This is a genomic window from Stappia stellulata (assembly GCF_020176715.1).
Classification (GTDB): domain Bacteria; phylum Pseudomonadota; class Alphaproteobacteria; order Rhizobiales; family Stappiaceae; genus Stappia.
Window position 1 is genome coordinate 71,623 of record NZ_JAIVMF010000015.1, and the last position, 17,426, is coordinate 89,048.

Consider the following 17,426-nt stretch of genomic DNA (forward strand, 5'->3'; position numbering starts at 1 on the left):
ACGATGACCGGTTTCGCCCAGGACAAGGATCTCGACTGGAGCCGCGACGGCCGCGACTGGCCGAACAGCGATGCCAGCCGGTTCGTGCGGACCCGGCGCATCCTCTGGCATCTGCAGGAGATGGGCGACGCCCGCGCGCCCGCCCTGCTGCTGGTGCACGGCACTGCGGCCTCGACCCATTCCTTCCGCGACCTGATGCCCCGGCTGAGCGCCCGGTTTCGCGTCATCGCGATCGATCTTCCGGGCCACGGTTTCACCGATGCCCGCGACACGCAGTCCCTGACGCCGACGGGCATGGCCATGGCCGTCTCCGACCTGCTGCGCCATCTCGACATCCTGCCGGTCGCCGCCGCCGGACATTCCGCCGGTGCCGCCGTCCTGATCCGCATGGCGCAGCTCGGCGGCGTCGCGCCGGCGCAGATCTTCGGGCTGAACGCCGCCCTTGAGCCGATCCAGGGCAATGCGCTGTTCCAGCCGCTGGCCCGCTTCCTGTTCCTCAATCCGCTGACCCCGCGCCTGCTTGCGTGGCGCGCGACGTTTGGGGGAACCGACGCCATGCTGCAGCGGGCGACGGGATCGACAATCGGCGCCGATGGCGCCAGATGCTACACGCGCCTGTTCGCCAGCCGGCGGCACGTGCGCGCGGCGCTCGGCATGATGGCGCATTGGGATCTCGCGCCGCTTCAGGCGGGGCTGCCCTCTCTTGAACCGGAGCTGATCCTGATCGCCGCCGATGACGATCCGATGGTGCCGGCATCGGTCTCGACCCGTGCCGCGCTCCGTGCGCCGCAGGCAAGCTGCATCCGTTTCGCGACCGGCGGTCATCTGCTGCATGAGGCCGAGCCGGACACAATCGCAGCGCTGATCGAGGCGCGCTGCCTCGGCGAAACGGCGGTCGATACGCAGGATCGCCGCCGTGCCTAGAGCAATCGCCCTCCCCGCCCCTTCAACGGTTTGCCCCGGCAGGACAAGATGACAATTCACCCAAATCCGGTTCCGACACTCACAGGCGACGACACACGGCCGCATGCCGTTGTCGTCGGCGCCGGTGTCGGTGGCCTGGCGGCAGCGATCCGGTTGAGCGTTCGGGGATACCGCGTCACCCTCGTCGACCGGCTCGATGCCCCGGGTGGGCGGGCGAGCGTGTTTCGCCAGGACGGCTTCACCTTCGATGCCGGACCGACGATCCTGACCGCGCCGTTCCTGTTCGAGGAGCTCTGGACGCTCTGCGGCAAACGCATGAGCGATCATGTGACCCTGCACGAGCTGAACCCCTGTTACACGATCCGCTTTGACGACGGCGACACCTTCCGCTGCTACAGCGATGCGGCGGCGATGCGCGCGGAGGTCGAGCGCTTCAGCCCCGGCGATCTTGCCGGCTACGAGGCATTCCTGGCGGAAAGCAAGGCCTGCTTTCACACCGGCTTCGAGAAGATGATCGACCGGCCCTTCCCCTCGCTTGCGAGCATGGCTAGGGCGCTGCCCGACCTCATCCTGCGCCGGGCCGAACGCTCGGTGCACAAGCTGGTCTCCAAACATGTGCGCAACGAGAAACTGCGCATGGCGCTGAGCTTTCACCCGCTGTTCATCGGCGGCAACCCGATGCGCACCAGCTCGGTGATGAGCCTGATCTCCTATCTGGAGCAGACCTATGGCGTGCACTACGCGATGGGCGGCACCGGCGCGCTGGTCAAGGGAATGGCCGATCTCGCCGAAGGCCAGGGCGTGCAGCTTCGCATGAACGCGGATGTCGCGGAAATCCTCGTGGACAATGGCAGGGCGACCGGCGTGCGACTGGCAGGCGGCCAGCGGATCGCAGCGGATGTCGTCGTTTCCAACGCGGATGCCGCATGGACCTACGGCAAGCTGCTGCCGGAGACCGCGCGCGGGCGCTGGAGCACCCGCAAACTTGAGCGCATGGCCTATTCGATGAGCCTGTTCGTCTGGTATTTCGGCACGAACCGGCACTATCCCGACGTCGGCCATCATACGGTGATGATGGGACCGCGCTACGACGGGCTGCTCGCCGACATCTTCGACCGCAAGATCCTCGCCGACGACTTCAGCCTTTACCTGCACCGCCCGAGCGCGACCGATCCGAGCGTCGCGCCCAAGGGATGCGATGCCTTCTACGTCCTGGCGCCTGTTCCCAATCTCGACGGCGAAACGGACTGGCATACGGCGGCAGACCCCTACCGGAAACGGATCGCGGCGCATCTGGAAAAGACGCTGCTTCCCGGTCTCGGCGATGCGCTCGTCACCTCGCGGGTGATGACCCCGCTCGATTTCCAGTCACGGTTGCTTGCGCACAAGGGGGCTGCCTTCGGCATGGAGCCGCGGCTGACGCAACTGGCGTGGTTTCGCCCGCACAACGAAAGCGAGGCCGTGGCCAATCTCTATCTGGTCGGAGCGGGAACGCACCCCGGCGCCGGACTTCCCGGCGTCGTCGCCTCCGCTAAAATTCTCGACAAGGTGGTGCCGCATGCCCGTGAATTCGCCTGAACCGGTCCTCCTCGACGCGGCCGAGCGCATCGCCTGCCAGAAAGCGATCCGATGCGGGTCGAAGTCGTTCCACGCCGCCTCGCTGCTGCTGCCGCAAAGAGTTCGCCTTCCGGCCCGCGCGCTCTACGCCTTCTGCCGCTCCACCGACGACCTGGTCGACGCCGGCACCTCGGCAACGCGTGCGACCGAAACGCTGAAATCGCGCCTCGACGCGATCTACCGCGGCGCGCCGCAGGACCATATGTGCGACCGGGCCTTCGCCTCCGTCGTCACGGCCCATCGCATTCCGCGTCACCTGCCGGACGCGCTGATCGAGGGGTTCGCCTGGGACGAGGACGGCCGCGTCTACCGGACGCTTGACGAGCTGTGCGCCTATGCCGCCCGCGTCGCCTCCACGGTCGGGCTGATGATGACGCTGATCATGGGGGTGCGCGACCGCGACGTGCTGGCCCGTGCCGCTGACCTCGGGATCGCCATGCAGCTCACCAACATCGCCCGCGATGTCGGCGAGGATGCCCGCAACGGTCGCATCTATCTGCCGCGCGACTGGCTGGCGGAGGAAGGCGTTTCGGCGGAGAGCCTTATTCGCGACCCGCGTCCGTCGCCTGCGGTGGCGCGCGTCGTGCAACGGCTTCTCGCGGCGGCGGACACCCACTACGCACGTGCCGGCGCCGGGATCAGCGGCCTGCCGCTCGACTGCCGGCCCGCGATCCGCAGCGCCGGCCTGATCTACCGGGATATCGGGCGCGCGATCGCCGAAAACGGCCATGACAGCGTGACCCGCCGCGCCGTGACCAGTCGCGCGGCAAAGGTCCGTCTGCTGCTTCTTGCGGCGGCAACGCCCTTTCCCTCCGCAACCGCGCTGACCCTGCCGCCGCACGACAGCGTCCGGCAGCTGGTCGAGGCCTGCAGCGCCCCGGATGCAGCCCCCGCGCCGCGGGGCTTCGATGAAAAACTGGGGCGCGTGCTCGATCTTCTCGCCACGACGGAACGCCGCGAGCGGGCGCTGATGGCATCCGCGCGCGGGCGGGGCTGATTGATGGGAAGCTACCTCGGCCTCATCGAGCTCGTGCTCACCGCGCTTGCGGTTGGCGCCTTCGGCATCTGGCAATTGCGCAGCCTGAAACGCGACATGAAGGCGCGCAAGGTCCGCGAAGACGAAGAAGCGCGCAAGCAGGACCCCGGCGACACCTGATCCCGCACACGCGTGTCTACACCCGGCCGCTGCGGCGCGGCATGCGAAACGGCAGCATCGCCTTGACGAGCGGGCGGGCGAACCGGTCCCCGGAAAAGGTCTCGTGCATGGCGGTCACCGGTTCGCCCCAGATCCGGCTCTCCACGATGGCGCGGGTGTAGAACGGACCGTCCTCCAGCGCGCGGAGCACACGGGCATCGCCTTGCGCGTCGGCATGCATGAAGCGCTCCACCCCCCATGTTCCGCGCCCGAGCGTCCACGCCTTCGGCAACCTGCGCTGTTCTATCGTACCGTCGGAGCCGATGCACAGCGCCAGCTTGCGGCGCGTACCGGAGCGACAGGACGCGTCATAGAGGATCGCGGTGCGCCCGTCGGCCAGGCGCCCGCGCGCCCAGTCCCAGCGCCGGAACCCGGTTTCGAGCGGCTCGACGCCCCAGTTGCTGTCGAGATAGCCGTGGCCGCGCCAGGATGGGCCGCCCCGCGCCAGATCAACCTCGATCCCGGCTGCCGGCGCGATCGGCCACCAGCGATGCGCGCCCCGGTCGTCGATGTCGAAGACCGTGCCCGTCACCCCCCGTGGCACGAGACGGATCGTGCCGCGGATGCGGCCCGGCAGCCAGCCGGCGCCCGGAAAGGGCAAGGCGATCTCGTCGAAGTCGAGTGTCAGCCCGCCGGCGTCGTCCCAGCGCAGGCTGCTTGGACCGACCCGGAACGAGGCCCCGGAGCGGTTGAGCGCGGCACGCCCGCGCTCCGTCATCGCCCAGCGCGGACGACCGGCGGAATAGAGCGCGACATTGATGGCAACGTGGTTTTCCGGGTCCTGCCGTCCCGACCAGGCATAATAGGGCGAAAACACGGAGCCGACGAAGGCGATGACCGTGACCGCGTGCCGGCCGCAGTCGCTCACGCCGTCGAGGTACCACCAGAGATAGCCACCCGGTGGAAGCGGCGCGTCGAACCGCGGTCCGCGACCAGGCTCGCCGCCGCCAGTTGCCCGGAAAGCGATGCCATCGGCACCCCCGGCCCCGGATGAACGCTGCCGCCTGCCAGATAAAGCCCCGGCAGGCGCGTGCGCGCCCCCGGACGGCGGAAGGACGCCATCCAGCCGTGCGACGCTCTCCCGTAGAGCGCGCCCCCGCTTCCTGGAAACATCTGCTCGAAATCCGCCGGAGTCGTCGCCACGCTCTCCATCGTCGTGCTGTCGAGGGTGAGACCGCAGCGCGCCATCCGTCCCAGTGCCGCGTCCAGACATGTCGCAATCTCGCTGCTTGAGTGGCGCGCCCGGTCGCCAAGCGCCGGCGCATTGATCAGGCACAGGAAGGCGTCGCGCGGGTCGGCGTCCGCATCCGCGATCCTTGCGCCCGCGTCGTCGCGCCCCTGTGCGCAGAGATAGACGGTGGGGTCCGACGGAACCCGGCCCTTGCGGAAGATCTCGTCGAACTCCCGCTGGTAGGCATCGGAAAACAGCACCGTATGGCGGGCGAGCGGGAAGCCGCGCACCTTTGCCTTCACCGCCCAGGTCATCGCGGAGAGCGAACGCTCCGGCGGGTTCACCGGCGCCTGCCCCAGCTCCACGCCGCCAACCAGACCGGAGGCGAGCGCGGAATAGTCGCCATTGAAGATCACCGCATCGGCCGCAAGTCGCTCGCCGTCCTCGAGATGGACCGCATCGACGCCGCCTGCCCCTGTCGAAATGCGGGTCACGCAGCGGCCATAGTCGATGCGCGCGCCGTGTCGCTGCGCAACGGTTGCGAGCGCGCGGGCAAGCGCATGCATGCCGCCGTCGATCAGCCAGACGCCGTCCTGTTCGACATGGGCGACCAGCATCAAGGTGGCCGGCGCCTGGAACGGCGATGAGCCGCAATAGGTTGCATAGCGGCCGAACAACTGGCGCAGGCGCGGGTCCTTGAAATAGCCCCCGAGCGCGGACCAGAGCGTGGAGAACGGTCGAAGCGCCAGCATCTGCTGCAGGTTTCCCATGCCGACGCGGCGGGCGAGATCGACCGGGCCGGGACGTTCGGCGGCGATATAGGTGTCCTTCAACGTCGCGAAGACGCCGGCGCTGTCCCGGCAGAACCTCCGGAAGCCCGCCGCCTCCTGCGCCCCGGCGAAATGTTCGATCGCCGCGGCACTCGCATCGGGACTGGCAAAAAGGTCCAGACGGCTGCCATCGCCCCACCCGTGACGGGCAAGCGTGCCGGCGCGGGTCAAGCCGACCTCCGCCTCCAGCGTCGTGCCGGCTTGCGCCAGCAGGCGGTCGAAGGCCCATTTCATCGTGAAGACGGTCGGACCGGCGTCCACCGGCGTGCCGCCGACCTCGACCTGCCGCATCTTGCCGCCGGGGCTTTCGGCCCGTTCCACCACATGGACGTCATGACCGGCGCAAGCCAGCGACACGGCCGCGGAAAGACCCGCGATGCCGGCCCCCACGACGATGACACGATCGCGTCGGACCCCGGCTGTCATCGGTCCCTCACGTGCATTGACATCACCTCATTTTGTGTCAATCTAATTTGACACTTAAGTTTGTCGTTGTAAATTGACTTTCGGGAGGCAGGTTGATGGACATTCACAAGCGCATCGAACGCGGGCTGGAGCAGGCCATCGCCTTTGCCACGTCGACCGGACAGCCGCCGAAGCTGATGGCCGCGCTGCGCTACTCCGTGTTTCCCGGCGGAGCACGCGTGCGCCCGCGCCTGTGCCTGGCGGTCGCGAGCGCCTGCGGCGATCCGAACCCGGCTGCGACCGACGCGGCGGCCTCCGCGATCGAGCTGCTGCATTGCGCCTCGCTGGTGCATGACGACCTGCCATGTTTCGACAATGCGGCGCTCAGGCGCGGCAAGCCGGCGACCCATGTCGTTCATGGCGAACCGCTCTCGCTGCTGACCGGCGACGCGCTGATCGTGCTGGCGTTCGAAACGCTGGCGCGCGAATGCGCGCTCAACCCGTCGCTGCTGGCACCGCTTACAGCCACGATCGCGCGGGCCGTCGGGTCGCCGCACGGCATTGTCGCCGGCCAGGCCTGGGAGAGCGAGGGCGACATTCCGCTCGCCGACTATCACCGCGCCAAGACGACGGCGCTCTTTACCGGGGCAACGGCGGCCGGGGCCATTTCCGCCAATGCCGACCCGCAGCCGTGGATGCAGGTGGGCGAAGCGCTTGGCGCCGCCTATCAGACCGCCGACGACCTCCGCGACATCGCGGCCGAGGAAGCCGAGACCGGCAAGCCCTGCGGACAGGACATCGCCAACGGGCGCCCGAACGCAGCCCTTGCCGACGGTGTCTCCGGCACGGTGATGAAGCTGCAGGATCTGGTGCAGTCCGCCGTCGACGCGGTGCCCGACTGCCCGGGGTCCGATGGCCTCAAGAAACTGATCCTCGGCGAGGCGAAGCGGCTGGTGCCGAAGAACCTCGCCCATGTCGTCGCCGCTTGACCGAACGGCATGAGCGAATGGACGCGACAGCTCCCGCGACACGAACCCGGACGCCACCCGCGCGCCAATCGCTGGTCGCGCGGCTTCGTCATTGGCGCAACCGGCTGATCGCCAGCGCCAGCTTCCAGAACCGGGTGGCGAGCCTGCCCGGCCTGCGCCGGATCGCAAGGCGCAATGCCCGCGACCTGTTTCGCATCAACGCCGGTTTTCTCTATTCCCAGGTGCTCTTTGCAGCCGTCGAAAGCGGACTGCTGACACGGCTTAAAGATGGCGGCCGCAACGCGGACGCGCTCGCCGCCGCATGCGGACTTCCGCAAGCCTCGCTGGAGCGCCTGCTGATCGCGGCGCAGGGCCTGAAGCTCGTGACCCGGCTCGGCGACGGAACCTGGTGGCTGGACGATCTTGGCGCGGTGGTCGCGGGGAACCCCGGGATCTCGGCGATGATCCGGCACCATGCGATGGTCTACCGCGACATGAGCGACCCGCTCGCGCTCCTAACCTCAACAAAGGAAACCGAAACCTCCCGGTTCTGGGCCTATGCCGGAGCGGAACATCCGGACCGAATGGACGCCAAGACGGCGGGCGCCTACTCCGATCTCATGCACCTCAGCCAGGATCTGATCGCGACCGAGGTGCTGAGGGCCTATGACTTTTCGCCCCACGCCGGGCTGCTCGACATCGGCGGGGGAGACGGCAGCTTTCTCAGCGCGGTCGCGGCGCGCCACCCGACGCTCGACCTCCTGCTGTTCGACCTGCCCGCGGTCGCCGAGCGGGCTGAAAAGGCGATGGACAAGCGCGGCCTCGGGGCCCGCACCCGCTGCTTTGGCGGCAGCTTCTTCGACGATCCGATCCCCATCGGCGCCGATTGCCTGAGCCTCGTGCGGGTGCTCTGCGACCATGAGGATGCCGCCGTGCTTGCCCTTCTGCGCGCCGTTCGCGCCGCGATGGGGCCGCAGGACACATTGCTGATCGCCGAACCCATGGCCGGAACCGACGACGACCGGCGATTCGCGGCCGCCTATTTCGAATTTTACTTTCTCGCGATGCGCTCCGGCCACTGCAGGACGCCCGCCCATTTGCGCGACCTGCTGAAACAGGCCGGCTTTTCCCGGATCTCAGAACGACGCACCGGCATGCCGCTGTTCGCAGGCCTGCTGGTCGCGCGTGTCTAACGGGCGTGACAGCGCCTTCGTGTGTGTAAAAACTAATTGACACTCTTATTTGTAGTTTTAAGATGACACTCAGGGAGGCAGAGCCTGACGACCCAATTTCGATCAGGCCAATGCGACAGATGTTCACCTCGGCAATTGTGCTCGACCAACCGCACGACATCGGCCTTCGGGACGTCGAACTGACGCCAGCCGGACCCGCCGACGTGACGGTCGACGTCGCCTGGAGCGGCATCAGCACCGGCACCGAGAAGCTGTTCTTCGACGGCACGATGCCTCCCTTCCCCGGCATGGGATATCCCCTGGTTCCCGGCTATGAATCGGTGGGCCAGGTGGTCGAGGCCGGCCCCGACAGCGGGTTTTCCGCCGGCGAGACGGTCTTCGTCCCGGGGGCCAATTGCTACCAGGGCGCACGCGGCCTGTTCGGCGCGACGGCGGCCCGGGTGGTGCTTCCCGGAGCCCGCGCCATTCGCGTTGCCGATGCGCTCGGCCAGGATGCGGTGCTCCTGTCGCTTGCGGCGACCGCCTATCACGCCCTCACCCTTCGCGACGCCACACCGCCGGAGCTGATCGTCGGCTTTGGCGTGCTCGGCAGGCTCATCGCCCGCATCGCCATTGCCCTTGGCCATCCCGCACCGCGGGTGTGGGAGCGCAATCCCGCCCGCCGCGACACGGCGGAGGCCGTCGAGGTGGTCGACGGCGCGGACGACGCGCGCAAGGACTACGGCGCCATCGTGGACGTGAGCGGCGACGCGACGATCCTCGACACGCTTGTGGCGCGCCTTTCCAGGGGCGGCACGATCACGCTCGCCGGCTTCTACGCCGCGCCGCTCAGCTTCTCGTTTCCGCCGGCCTTCATGCGCGAGGCCCGGCTTCTCATCGCCGCGGAATTCACCCCGGTGGACCTGACGGCCGTGACGGGCCTTGTCGACAGTGGACGGCTGTCGCTTGGCGGGCTGATCAGCCACCGCGCCGACGCAGGCGATGCACCGAACGCCTATGCAACGGCCTTCGGCGACCCGCACTGCACGAAAATGATCCTGGACTGGAGGAGGAACGGATGACCGAAGGCATGGAGCCGAGGATCGACGCCGATCCGCAGAGCAACGAAAGCTACGACGCCCGTCTTCGCGCGGAAGCCGCGCAGGACCCGTTGCCCCTGCCGGTCAGCGAGGCGACCAAGGACACCCAGATCATCGCGATCTACGGCAAGGGCGGGATCGGCAAGAGCTTCACGCTCGCCAACCTCTCCTACATGCTGGCGCAGCTCGGCAAGAAGGTGCTGCTGATCGGCTGCGACCCGAAGAGCGACACGACATCGCTGCTGTTCGGCGGTCGCGCCTGCCCGACGATCATCGCCACGGCCTCGCAGAAGAAGGAAGCCGGCGAGGAAGTCTCCATCGGCGACGTCTGCTTCAAGCGCGACGGCGTCTTCGCGATGGAGCTCGGCGGACCGGAAGTCGGGCGCGGCTGCGGCGGACGCGGCATTATCCACGGCTTCGAGACGCTGGAGAAACTCGGCTTCCACGAGTGGGACTTCGACTATGTCCTGCTCGACTTCCTGGGCGATGTGGTCTGCGGCGGCTTCGGCCTGCCGATTGCCCGCGACATGTGCCAGAAGGTCGTGGTCGTCGGCTCCAACGATCTCCAGTCGCTCTATGTCGCCAACAACGTCTGCTCGGCGGTGGAGTATTTCCGCAAGCTCGGCGGCAACGTCGGCCTGGCCGGCATGGTGGTGAACAAGGACGACGGCACCGGCGAGGCGCTTGCCTTCGCGAAAGCCGTCGGCATTCCGGTTCTCGCCTCCGTTCCCCAGCACGAGGACATCCGCCGCAAGAGCGCCAATTACCAGATCATCGGCCACCCCGACGGCGAATGGGGACCGCTCTTCCAGGAGCTTGCCGACAACCTGCGCGACGCGCCGCCGGTCCAGCCGGCGCCCCTGTCGCAGGACGACCTGATCGCACTCTTCGACACGGAACAGACCGGCGGCGACTTCACGCTGATCCCGGCGACGGTGGAAGACATGTGCGCTGCCGCGACGCTCGACAAGCGGTCCCTCGAAGTCATCTACGACAAGGTGTGAGGCCAAGATGAGCGACGACATTCACACCGCCGAGCCTCCCGGACCCGCCGCCGATACATCCGGTCTTGGATGTCACGCGGGCGCGGAGACCCTCGAGGCCGCCGCGCGCGCGGCTGGAAAGTCGGAAACGCTTGACCAATACGCCAGGGACTATCCCAAGGGGCCGCACGACCAGCCGCAATCGATGTGCCCGGCCTTCGGCTCCCTGCGCGTCGGCCTGCGGATGCGCCGCGTGGCGACGCTTCTTTCGGGGTCCGCCTGCTGCGTCTACGGCCTGACCTTCACCTCGCATTTCTACGGCGCCAAGCGCTCTGTCGGCTATGTGCCCTTCTCTTCGGAAACGCTGGTGACGGGCAAGCTCTACGAGGATATCCGCGACGCGGTGCGCGAGGTCGCAAAGCCGGAAGACTATGACGCCGTCATCGTCACCAGCCTGTGCGTTCCCACCGCCTCCGGCGTTCCCTTGCAGATGCTGCCGAAGGAAATCGACGGCGTGCGCATCGTCGGCATCGACGTGCCCGGCTTCGGCATTCCGACCCATGCGGAAGCCAAGGACGTGCTCTCCGGCGCCATGCTGAAATACGCCCGCCAGGAAGTCCTGTCCGGCCCCGTCCAGGCGCCGCGCGCCGGCGTGGAGGATCGCCCGACGGTCACGCTGCTCGGCGAGGTCTTCCCTGCCGATCCGGTGATCATCGGCCGCATGCTCGCGCCGATGGGGCTTGCCGCCGGCCCGGTCGTTCCAGTGCGCGAATGGCGCGAGCTCTATGCAGCGCTCGACGGCGATGTCGTCGCCGCGATCCATCCGTTCTACACCGCCTCGATCCGCGAGTTCCAGGAAGCCGGCCGGCCGATCGTCGGCTCCGCCCCGGTCGGACTGGACGGCACGGACGCCTGGCTGTCGGCCATCGCCGACACGCTCAATGTCGCGCCGGAGGCGCGCGACGGCGTGCGCAACGCCATGCGCGGCGCCATTGCCGGCGCGCTTTCAGAAAACCGCATCAAAGGACGCATCACGCTGTCGGGCTATGAAGGCTCGGAGCTGATCGTCGCCCGCCTGCTGATCGAATCCGGCGCCGACCTGCGTTACGTCGGCACCGCCTGCCCCAAGACGCCCTGGTCGGCGGCGGATGCGCAATGGCTCGCCGACAAGGGCGTCCACGTGCAGTTCCGCGCCTCGCTGGAACAGGATCTGGCCGCGTTCCACGAGTTTCAGCCGGACCTTGTCATCGGAACGACGCCGGTGGTGCAGGCGGCCAAGGAAGCCTCGATCCCCGCCCTCTATTTCACCAACCTGATCTCGGCGCGTCCGCTGATGGGACCGGCCGGCGCGGGCTCGCTCGCGCAGGTGATCAATGCGGCGATTGCCAACAAGCCGCGCTTCGACCGGATGTCCGCCTTCTTCGAGGGCGTCGGCACCGGCGATACCGCAGGCGTATGGCGCGACACGCCGGTCGAGCGCCCGGCCTTTCGCAAGAAATACGCGGCCAAGACGCGCATCTCCAAGAATGCCGTCGACGCCGGGGAGGCGGTGGGATGCTGATCCTCGATCACGACAGGGCCGGCGGCTACTGGGGGTCGGTCTATGCCTTCACGGCGATCAAGGGCCTGCAGGTGATCATCGACGGGCCCGTCGGCTGCGAGAACCTGCCGGTGACCTCGGTGCTGCATTACACCGATGCCCTGCCGCCGCATGAACTGCCCATTGTCGTCACGGGGCTGGGCGAGGACGAGCTTGGCCAGCACGGCACGGAAGGCGCGATGAAACGGGCGCGCGCCGTGCTCGACCCCGACCTTCCGGCGGTCGTTGTCACCGGCTCGATCGCCGAGATGATCGGCGGCGGGGTGACGCCTGAGGGCAGCAACATCCAACGCTTCCTGCCGCGCACCATCGACGAGGACCAGTGGCAAAGCGCGGACCGTGCCCTGAAGTGGCTGTGGACCGAATACGGCCCGAAAAAGGGCCGCGTGCGCCCGCCCAAGGCGCGCAAGGAGGGCGAGCGCCCCAAGGTCAACATCATCGGGCCGATCTACGGCACCTTCAACCTGCCGTCGGATCTCGCGGAGATCGTCCGCCTGGTCGAGGGCATCGGCGCCGAGGTCAACATGACCTTCCCGCTGGGCAGCCATCTGGCGGACGTCAGCCGGCTGGCCGAGGCGGAGGTCAACATCTGCATGTACCGCGAGTTCGGGCGTCTCTTGTGCGAGGCGCTGGATCGCCCCTACCTGCAGGCACCGATCGGCATTCACTCGACCACCGCCTTCCTGGAAACGCTCGGCGAGATGCTCGGGCTCGACCCACAGCCCTTCATCGCGCGCGAAAAGCACACGACATTGAAGCCGATGTGGGACCTGTGGCGCTCGGTCACCCAGGATTTCTTCGGCACCGCCAGCTTCGCGGTCGTCGCCGGCGAGACCTACGAGCGCGGCATCCGCAATTTCCTGGAAGACGAGATGGGCCTGCCCTGCGTCTTCTCCGTGCAGCGGCGCGCCGGCGCCAAGACGGACAATGCCGCCATCCGCGAGAAGATCCACGCCTCGCCGCCCCTGATCATGTTCGGCTCCTACAACGAGCGCATGTATCTGGCCGAGGCCGGAGCGAAGGCGATCTACATTCCGGTCTCCTTCCCCGGGGCGATCATCCGCCGTCATACCGGAACGCCGGTGATGGGCTTTTCGGGCGCAAGCTGGATCATCCAGGAAGTGTGCAACGCGCTGTTCGATGCGCTGTTCAACATCCTGCCCCTGTCGACCGAGCTCGACGCCGTCGACGCGACGCCGGTCCGCCGGCCGGGCGAACTGGCCTGGAGCGACGCGGCGCGTGCCGCCCTCGACCAGCTGGTGGACGCCGAACCCGTTCTCATCCGGATTTCGGCGGCCAAGCGGCTGCGCGACACCGCCGAGGCGACCGCGCGCAAGGCCGGTGCCGAGACTGTCGAAACAACCCATCTGCCCGGCGCCAGAGTGCCGCGCGAAGTCGAACCGGCGGTCTAGCCGGAAACCCGTCGCGCGTCGGCATGTGCCCGGCGCGCCAGTGGAGGAGCAAGAGCATGATCACCAGAAAGCAGCGCCGCTGCGACGGCTCGGGCCTGACCGACCCCTGGGACCGCCTCGAATACAAGGCACTCGTCGCCCTCGCTTTCGTTCTGTGCCTCGGCGCGGGCCTCGCCAAGCGGATCCTCCGCCTGGCGGCACCGCGTCCGGCCAAGCCCCCTTACCTCCGCGAAAGCATTTTCGCAGAGGCGAAATCCGCAGCGCATGCCGCGGTTGGCTACGCGTTCATCGCGTAAGCACTCACCTGCCGGCGTCCAAAACCGGCAATCGCCTGACGCGGGTCTGCGCCCGCCCGGGCACCCCAGCCGCGGGGGATTCGTGGCTTACATGACTAGGAGGTGACGTTCATGGCTAGCCCTGACAACGTCTCACTTTCGGGTCTTACCGAGAGCGAAGCTCAGGAGATCCACAAGTACTTTATCCAAGGCTTCTTGGGATTCACGGCGGTTGCGATCGTCGCGCATCTCTTGGTCTGGCTTTGGCGCCCTTGGATCCCCGGACCCGACGGCTATGCCGCGCTTGACGGCGTGACAGAAACCGTCACCGCGCTCCTTCCCGTCCTCGCATAGGAGAAAAGCTATGTGGAGAATCTGGTATCTGTTCGACCCTCGCCGCGTGATGGTCGGACTGGCCGTCTTCCTGTTCTCGCTGGCCATTCTCATCCACTTCATCCTGCTCAGCACGGATCGCTTCAACTGGCTGGAAGGCTCGTCCACGACGACCAGCTCGATTGAACAATCCGTCACGGATGGCGTGGAGCCGGTGCGAATGCTCGGATAACGGCGCTTGCGACAAGGTGGCGGGCGACACCGGCGACACCCGGGCTGCCCGCCGCCGAAACTCCCTGACATCCACTGGGCTATCCGCTGGCACGGATCAAACCAAGCAGGAGGAACGACGATGGCGTTGCTCAGTTTCGAACGAAAATACCGCGTGCGCGGCGGCACCCTCATCGGCGGCGATCTGTTCGACTTTTGGGTCGGACCGTTCTACGTCGGATTCTTCGGAGTTCTGGGGCTTTTCTTCATCATCACGGGCACCGCGCTCGTCGTCTACGGCGCCGCGATCGGCCCGACCTGGAACATCTGGCGCATCTCGATCGCGCCCCCGGACCTCAGCTACGGTCTGGCGCTGGCGCCGCTCAAGGAAGGCGGCCTCTGGCAGATCATCACGGTCTGCGCCATCGGGTCCTTCGTGTCCTGGGCCCTGCGCGAGGTCGAGATCTGCCGCAAGCTCGGCATGGGCTACCATGTGCCCTTCGCCTTCTCCGTCGCCATCTTCGCCTATGTGACGCTGGTGGTGATCCGTCCCTTGCTGCTTGGCGCCTGGGGACATGGCTTTCCCTACGGGATCTTCTCCCACCTCGACTGGGTGTCGAACGTCGGCTACCAGTATCTGCACTTCCACTACAATCCGGCGCATATGATCGCGGTGACATTCTTCTTCACCACGACACTTGCCCTGTCTCTGCATGGCGGCCTGATCCTTTCGGCGGCCAATCCCGGCCGCGACCGGACCGATCCGTCCAAGCAAGCCGAGATGAAGACGCCGGAATACGAGGACACCTTCTTCCGCGACACCATCGGCTATTCGATCGGCACGCTCGGCATTCACCGGCTCGGCCTGGTGCTTGCGCTGAACGCCGGCTTCTGGAGCGCCGTGTGCATCGTCATCAGCGGACCGTTCTGGAACCAGGGCTGGCCGCAGTGGTGGAGCTGGTGGCTCAACCTTCCCTTCTGGAGCTGAGGAGCACGCCATGTCTCAGTATCAAAACATCTTCACGCTGACGCAGGTGCGCGGTCCCTTCGAGGAGGGGATCCCGCTGCCCGCCGGGGACAGCCCGCGCAGCGGCAAGCCGTTTCACCTCTGGATTGCCGGCCTGTTCGGCAACGCGCAGATCGGTCCGATCTACCTGGGCTTTCTCGGCTCCGTCTCTATCGCCTGCGGCGCGATCGCCTTCCTGATCATCGGCCTCAACATGTGGGCGTCGGTGGGCTGGGATCCGGTGCAATTCGTCCGCCAGCTGTTCTGGCTGGCGCTCGAGCCGCCGCCGGCAAAATACGGCCTCAAGATCATTCCGCCGCTCAGCGAGGGCGGCTGGTGGATCATCGCCGGCTTCTTCCTGACGACGTCTGTGCTCTTGTGGTGGGTGCGCATGTACAGACGGGCGCGCCAGCTTGAAATGGGCACCCACGTGTGCTGGGCCTTCGCAGCCGCGATCTGGCTGTTCCTGGTGCTCGGTTTCATCCGGCCCGTGCTGATGGGCAGCTGGGCGGAAGCCGTCCCCTTCGGCATCTTCCCGCACCTCGACTGGACCGCGTCCTTCTCGATCCGCTACGGAAACCTCTACTACAATCCGTTCCACGCGCTTTCGATCGTCTTCCTCTATGGCTCGGTCCTGCTGTTTGCCATGCATGGCGCGACGATCCTGGCGGTCACCCGCTACGGCGGCGAGCGCGAGCTGGAGCAGATCAGCGACCGCGGAACGGCCTCGGAACGCGCCGCCCTCTTCTGGCGCTGGACCATGGGCTTCAACGCCACGATGGAATCCGTTCACCGCTGGGCCTGGTGGTTCGCGGTCCTGACCCCGCTGACCGGAGGAATCGGCATCCTGCTGACCGGCACGGTCGTCGACAATTGGTACCTTTGGGGCATCAAGCACGGCATCGTCGCGCCGCTCCCCGACATCTATCCGGGCGTTGTCGACCCGGCAATGACAGGAGGCGGACAATGAACCTCTGGCTACCTATGGCCGCTGGGGCAGGCGCCTTGCTTGCCGTGGCGAGCTTCGTCGGCACGGACTGGGATCTCCCCCCTGTCGACACCGAGCAGATCGGCTATCGCGGAACCGGGATGTACAATTCCCGGGACCGTGAAACCGAGGCGGCGCTTCAGGCGGCGAATGTCGTGCCGCCCGCCCCCTGGGAGGCCGATCCCGAAGGCGACCGGGCCGGTGACATCTACGAGAACGTCCAGGTTCTCGGTCACCTGTCCGACGACCAGTTCAACCAGTTCATGGCGGCGATCACCGAGTGGATCGCCCCTGAAGAAGGCTGCACCTACTGTCACAATGCGGAGAATTTCGCCACGGACGACGTCTATCAGAAGGTCGTTTCCAGGCGGATGATCCAGATGACGCAGGCGATCAACGAGGACTGGACGCCGCATGTGCAGCAGGTCGGCGTGACCTGCTACACCTGCCACCGCGGACAGGCGATCCCGGCCAACGTCTGGTCGCGCGACACCTTGCCCGAGCCGCAGCCCGGCATGGCCGGCTACCGCGCCGGGCAGAACGTTGTGGCGAAATTCGGCGGCAATTCCTCGCTGCCGCAAAACGCGCTCGAGGACTATCTGCTGAACGACACGAACATCCGCGTCCACTCCACCACCGCCTTGCCGACGGGGACCAACCCCAATGGCACCAAGGAAACGGAGAACACCTGGTCGCTGATGATGCACATGTCGGAAAGCCTCGGCGCAAACTGCACGACGTGCCACAACTCGCGCGCCTTCAACGACTGGGACCAGAGCCCGCCGCAACGCGTGACCGCCTGGCACGGCATCCGCATGTCGCGGGCGATCAACAACGACTATATCGTCGGCCTGACGCCCGTGTTCCCGGACAGCCGCAAAGGACCCGCCGGCGACGTCTACAAGGTCAGCTGCGCCACCTGCCACAACGGTGTGCAGAAGCCGCTCTACGGCGTCTCGATGATCGAGGACTATGTCGACGCGCTGTCGAAGAAGACGCAGACCGGCGTGCCCGACTACGGCACCTATGTCCCGGGCGAAACGCTGAAACTGGAACCGGCCCCGGAACCCGGCACGACATCGAGCCTCGCGCCGGCGCTTGCGCCGGCCAGCGCAACCGGCGAGCGGAACGTGGCGGCGGTGGTCGGGCAGTAGCCGGGCATCCGCCTTTGCACCGCGCACAAGAAACCGCCGGGCCCCGCAGGGCCCGGCGGTTTCCGTTTCTCTGCCGCCAAGCA

General features: G+C 67.1%; 18 protein-coding genes. 16 read left to right on the forward strand and 2 right to left on the reverse strand.

The annotated features are described in order from the left end of the window. The first annotated feature begins 3 nt into the window (after window positions 1-3). The 4 genes from bchO to LC092_RS16280 are packed head-to-tail and all read left to right on the forward strand — an operon-like array spanning window position 4 to window position 3,697. A complete protein-coding gene (gene bchO, locus LC092_RS16265; protein ID WP_224808335.1) occupies window positions 4-924 on the forward strand; it encodes an alpha/beta fold hydrolase BchO in 921 nt (306 codons plus the stop codon). 48 nt (window positions 925-972) lie between these two features. Then, a complete protein-coding gene (locus tag LC092_RS16270; RefSeq protein WP_224808278.1) occupies window positions 973-2,502 on the forward strand; it encodes a phytoene desaturase in 1,530 nt (509 codons plus the stop codon). Continuing rightward, a complete protein-coding gene (locus LC092_RS16275) occupies window positions 2,483-3,538 on the forward strand; it encodes a phytoene/squalene synthase family protein (protein ID WP_224808280.1) in 1,056 nt (351 codons plus the stop codon). The genes LC092_RS16270 and LC092_RS16275 overlap by 20 nt, the downstream gene beginning before the upstream one ends. A gap of 3 nt (window positions 3,539-3,541) precedes the next feature. Then, window positions 3,542-3,697 carry a hypothetical protein gene (locus LC092_RS16280; protein ID WP_224808281.1) on the forward strand — a complete coding sequence of 52 codons (156 nt, stop codon included), beginning with the start codon at window positions 3,542-3,544 and terminating at the stop codon, window positions 3,695-3,697. A gap of 16 nt (window positions 3,698-3,713) precedes the next feature. Here the strand turns inward: LC092_RS16280 and LC092_RS16285 are convergent, their stop codons facing one another. Together LC092_RS16285 and crtD are read right to left on the reverse strand one after the other, a co-directional pair. After that, window positions 3,714-4,604 (reverse strand): carotenoid 1,2-hydratase, encoded by an 891-nt coding sequence (locus tag LC092_RS16285; RefSeq protein WP_224808282.1) that lies wholly within the window; start codon window positions 4,602-4,604, stop codon window positions 3,714-3,716. After that, the gene (gene crtD, locus LC092_RS16290; RefSeq protein ID WP_224808283.1) at window positions 4,601-6,163 is read right to left on the reverse strand and encodes a 1-hydroxycarotenoid 3,4-desaturase CrtD; all 1,563 of its coding nucleotides are present in this window, start codon (window positions 6,161-6,163) and stop codon (window positions 4,601-4,603) included. The genes LC092_RS16285 and crtD overlap by 4 nt, the downstream gene beginning before the upstream one ends. Window positions 6,164-6,258: 95 nt before the next feature. On the opposite strand from crtD, the gene LC092_RS16295 reads away from it, so the two are divergent. The 12 genes from LC092_RS16295 to pufC all read left to right on the forward strand — a co-directional run bounded on the left by LC092_RS16295 (window position 6,259) and on the right by pufC (window position 17,343). Further along, window positions 6,259-7,131 (forward strand): polyprenyl synthetase family protein, encoded by an 873-nt coding sequence (locus LC092_RS16295; protein ID WP_224808284.1) that lies wholly within the window; start codon window positions 6,259-6,261, stop codon window positions 7,129-7,131. 17 nt (window positions 7,132-7,148) lie between these two features. Further along, the gene (locus tag LC092_RS16300) at window positions 7,149-8,303 is read left to right on the forward strand and encodes an acetylserotonin O-methyltransferase (protein ID WP_224808285.1); all 1,155 of its coding nucleotides are present in this window, start codon (window positions 7,149-7,151) and stop codon (window positions 8,301-8,303) included. A 119-nt stretch (window positions 8,304-8,422) separates the two neighbouring features. Next, window positions 8,423-9,364, forward strand: a complete 942-nt coding sequence (bchC, locus tag LC092_RS16305; RefSeq protein ID WP_224808337.1) for a chlorophyll synthesis pathway protein BchC — start codon at window positions 8,423-8,425, stop codon at window positions 9,362-9,364. A gap of 8 nt (window positions 9,365-9,372) precedes the next feature. After that, complete coding sequence (locus tag LC092_RS16310; protein WP_224808339.1) at window positions 9,373-10,386, forward strand: chlorophyllide a reductase iron protein subunit X; 1,014 nt, start codon at window positions 9,373-9,375, stop codon at window positions 10,384-10,386. A 7-nt stretch (window positions 10,387-10,393) separates the two neighbouring features. After that, window positions 10,394-11,926 carry a chlorophyllide a reductase subunit Y gene (gene bchY / locus LC092_RS16315; RefSeq protein WP_224808286.1) on the forward strand — a complete coding sequence of 511 codons (1,533 nt, stop codon included), beginning with the start codon at window positions 10,394-10,396 and terminating at the stop codon, window positions 11,924-11,926. Further along, window positions 11,920-13,377: a chlorophyllide a reductase subunit Z gene (gene bchZ, locus LC092_RS16320; RefSeq protein ID WP_224808287.1), complete on the forward strand. Its 1,458-nt coding sequence runs from the start codon at window positions 11,920-11,922 to the stop codon at window positions 13,375-13,377. Before bchY ends, bchZ begins: the two co-directional genes overlap by 7 nt. A gap of 56 nt (window positions 13,378-13,433) precedes the next feature. Next, a complete protein-coding gene (locus tag LC092_RS16325) occupies window positions 13,434-13,673 on the forward strand; it encodes a hypothetical protein (protein WP_224808288.1) in 240 nt (79 codons plus the stop codon). 111 nt (window positions 13,674-13,784) lie between these two features. Further along, window positions 13,785-14,006 (forward strand): light-harvesting antenna LH1, beta subunit, encoded by a 222-nt coding sequence (gene pufB / locus LC092_RS16330; RefSeq protein WP_224808290.1) that lies wholly within the window; start codon window positions 13,785-13,787, stop codon window positions 14,004-14,006. A 10-nt stretch (window positions 14,007-14,016) separates the two neighbouring features. After that, window positions 14,017-14,217 carry a light-harvesting antenna LH1, alpha subunit gene (pufA, locus tag LC092_RS16335; protein ID WP_224808292.1) on the forward strand — a complete coding sequence of 67 codons (201 nt, stop codon included), beginning with the start codon at window positions 14,017-14,019 and terminating at the stop codon, window positions 14,215-14,217. 120 nt (window positions 14,218-14,337) lie between these two features. Further along, window positions 14,338-15,183: a photosynthetic reaction center subunit L gene (pufL, locus tag LC092_RS16340; RefSeq protein ID WP_224808293.1), complete on the forward strand. Its 846-nt coding sequence runs from the start codon at window positions 14,338-14,340 to the stop codon at window positions 15,181-15,183. A gap of 10 nt (window positions 15,184-15,193) precedes the next feature. After that, the gene (pufM, locus tag LC092_RS16345; protein WP_224808294.1) at window positions 15,194-16,171 is read left to right on the forward strand and encodes a photosynthetic reaction center subunit M; all 978 of its coding nucleotides are present in this window, start codon (window positions 15,194-15,196) and stop codon (window positions 16,169-16,171) included. Then, complete coding sequence (gene pufC, locus LC092_RS16350; RefSeq protein ID WP_224808295.1) at window positions 16,168-17,343, forward strand: photosynthetic reaction center cytochrome PufC; 1,176 nt, start codon at window positions 16,168-16,170, stop codon at window positions 17,341-17,343. The genes pufM and pufC overlap by 4 nt, the downstream gene beginning before the upstream one ends. The last annotated feature ends 83 nt before the right edge of the window (window positions 17,344-17,426 follow it).

Excerpts from the sequence above, each read along its gene's own strand:
- bchO (WP_224808335.1), top strand. The coding sequence starts at position 4 with ATGACCGGTTTCGCCCAGGACAAGGATCTCGACTGGAGCCGCGACGGC.
- LC092_RS16270 (WP_224808278.1), top strand. The coding sequence starts at position 973 with ATGACAATTCACCCAAATCCGGTTCCGACACTCACAGGCGACGACACA.
- LC092_RS16275 (WP_224808280.1), top strand. The coding sequence starts at position 2,483 with ATGCCCGTGAATTCGCCTGAACCGGTCCTCCTCGACGCGGCCGAGCGC.
- LC092_RS16280 (WP_224808281.1), top strand. The coding sequence starts at position 3,542 with ATGGGAAGCTACCTCGGCCTCATCGAGCTCGTGCTCACCGCGCTTGCG.
- crtD (WP_224808283.1), bottom strand. The coding sequence starts at position 6,163 with ATGACAGCCGGGGTCCGACGCGATCGTGTCATCGTCGTGGGGGCCGGC.
- LC092_RS16295 (WP_224808284.1), top strand. The coding sequence starts at position 6,259 with ATGGACATTCACAAGCGCATCGAACGCGGGCTGGAGCAGGCCATCGCC.
- LC092_RS16300 (WP_224808285.1), top strand. The coding sequence starts at position 7,149 with ATGGACGCGACAGCTCCCGCGACACGAACCCGGACGCCACCCGCGCGC.
- bchC (WP_224808337.1), top strand. The coding sequence starts at position 8,423 with ATGTTCACCTCGGCAATTGTGCTCGACCAACCGCACGACATCGGCCTT.
- LC092_RS16310 (WP_224808339.1), top strand. The coding sequence starts at position 9,373 with ATGGAGCCGAGGATCGACGCCGATCCGCAGAGCAACGAAAGCTACGAC.
- bchY (WP_224808286.1), top strand. The coding sequence starts at position 10,394 with ATGAGCGACGACATTCACACCGCCGAGCCTCCCGGACCCGCCGCCGAT.
- bchZ (WP_224808287.1), top strand. The coding sequence starts at position 11,920 with ATGCTGATCCTCGATCACGACAGGGCCGGCGGCTACTGGGGGTCGGTC.
- LC092_RS16325 (WP_224808288.1), top strand. The coding sequence starts at position 13,434 with ATGATCACCAGAAAGCAGCGCCGCTGCGACGGCTCGGGCCTGACCGAC.
- pufB (WP_224808290.1), top strand. The coding sequence starts at position 13,785 with ATGGCTAGCCCTGACAACGTCTCACTTTCGGGTCTTACCGAGAGCGAA.
- pufA (WP_224808292.1), top strand. The coding sequence starts at position 14,017 with ATGTGGAGAATCTGGTATCTGTTCGACCCTCGCCGCGTGATGGTCGGA.
- pufL (WP_224808293.1), top strand. The coding sequence starts at position 14,338 with ATGGCGTTGCTCAGTTTCGAACGAAAATACCGCGTGCGCGGCGGCACC.
- pufM (WP_224808294.1), top strand. The coding sequence starts at position 15,194 with ATGTCTCAGTATCAAAACATCTTCACGCTGACGCAGGTGCGCGGTCCC.
- pufC (WP_224808295.1), top strand. The coding sequence starts at position 16,168 with ATGAACCTCTGGCTACCTATGGCCGCTGGGGCAGGCGCCTTGCTTGCC.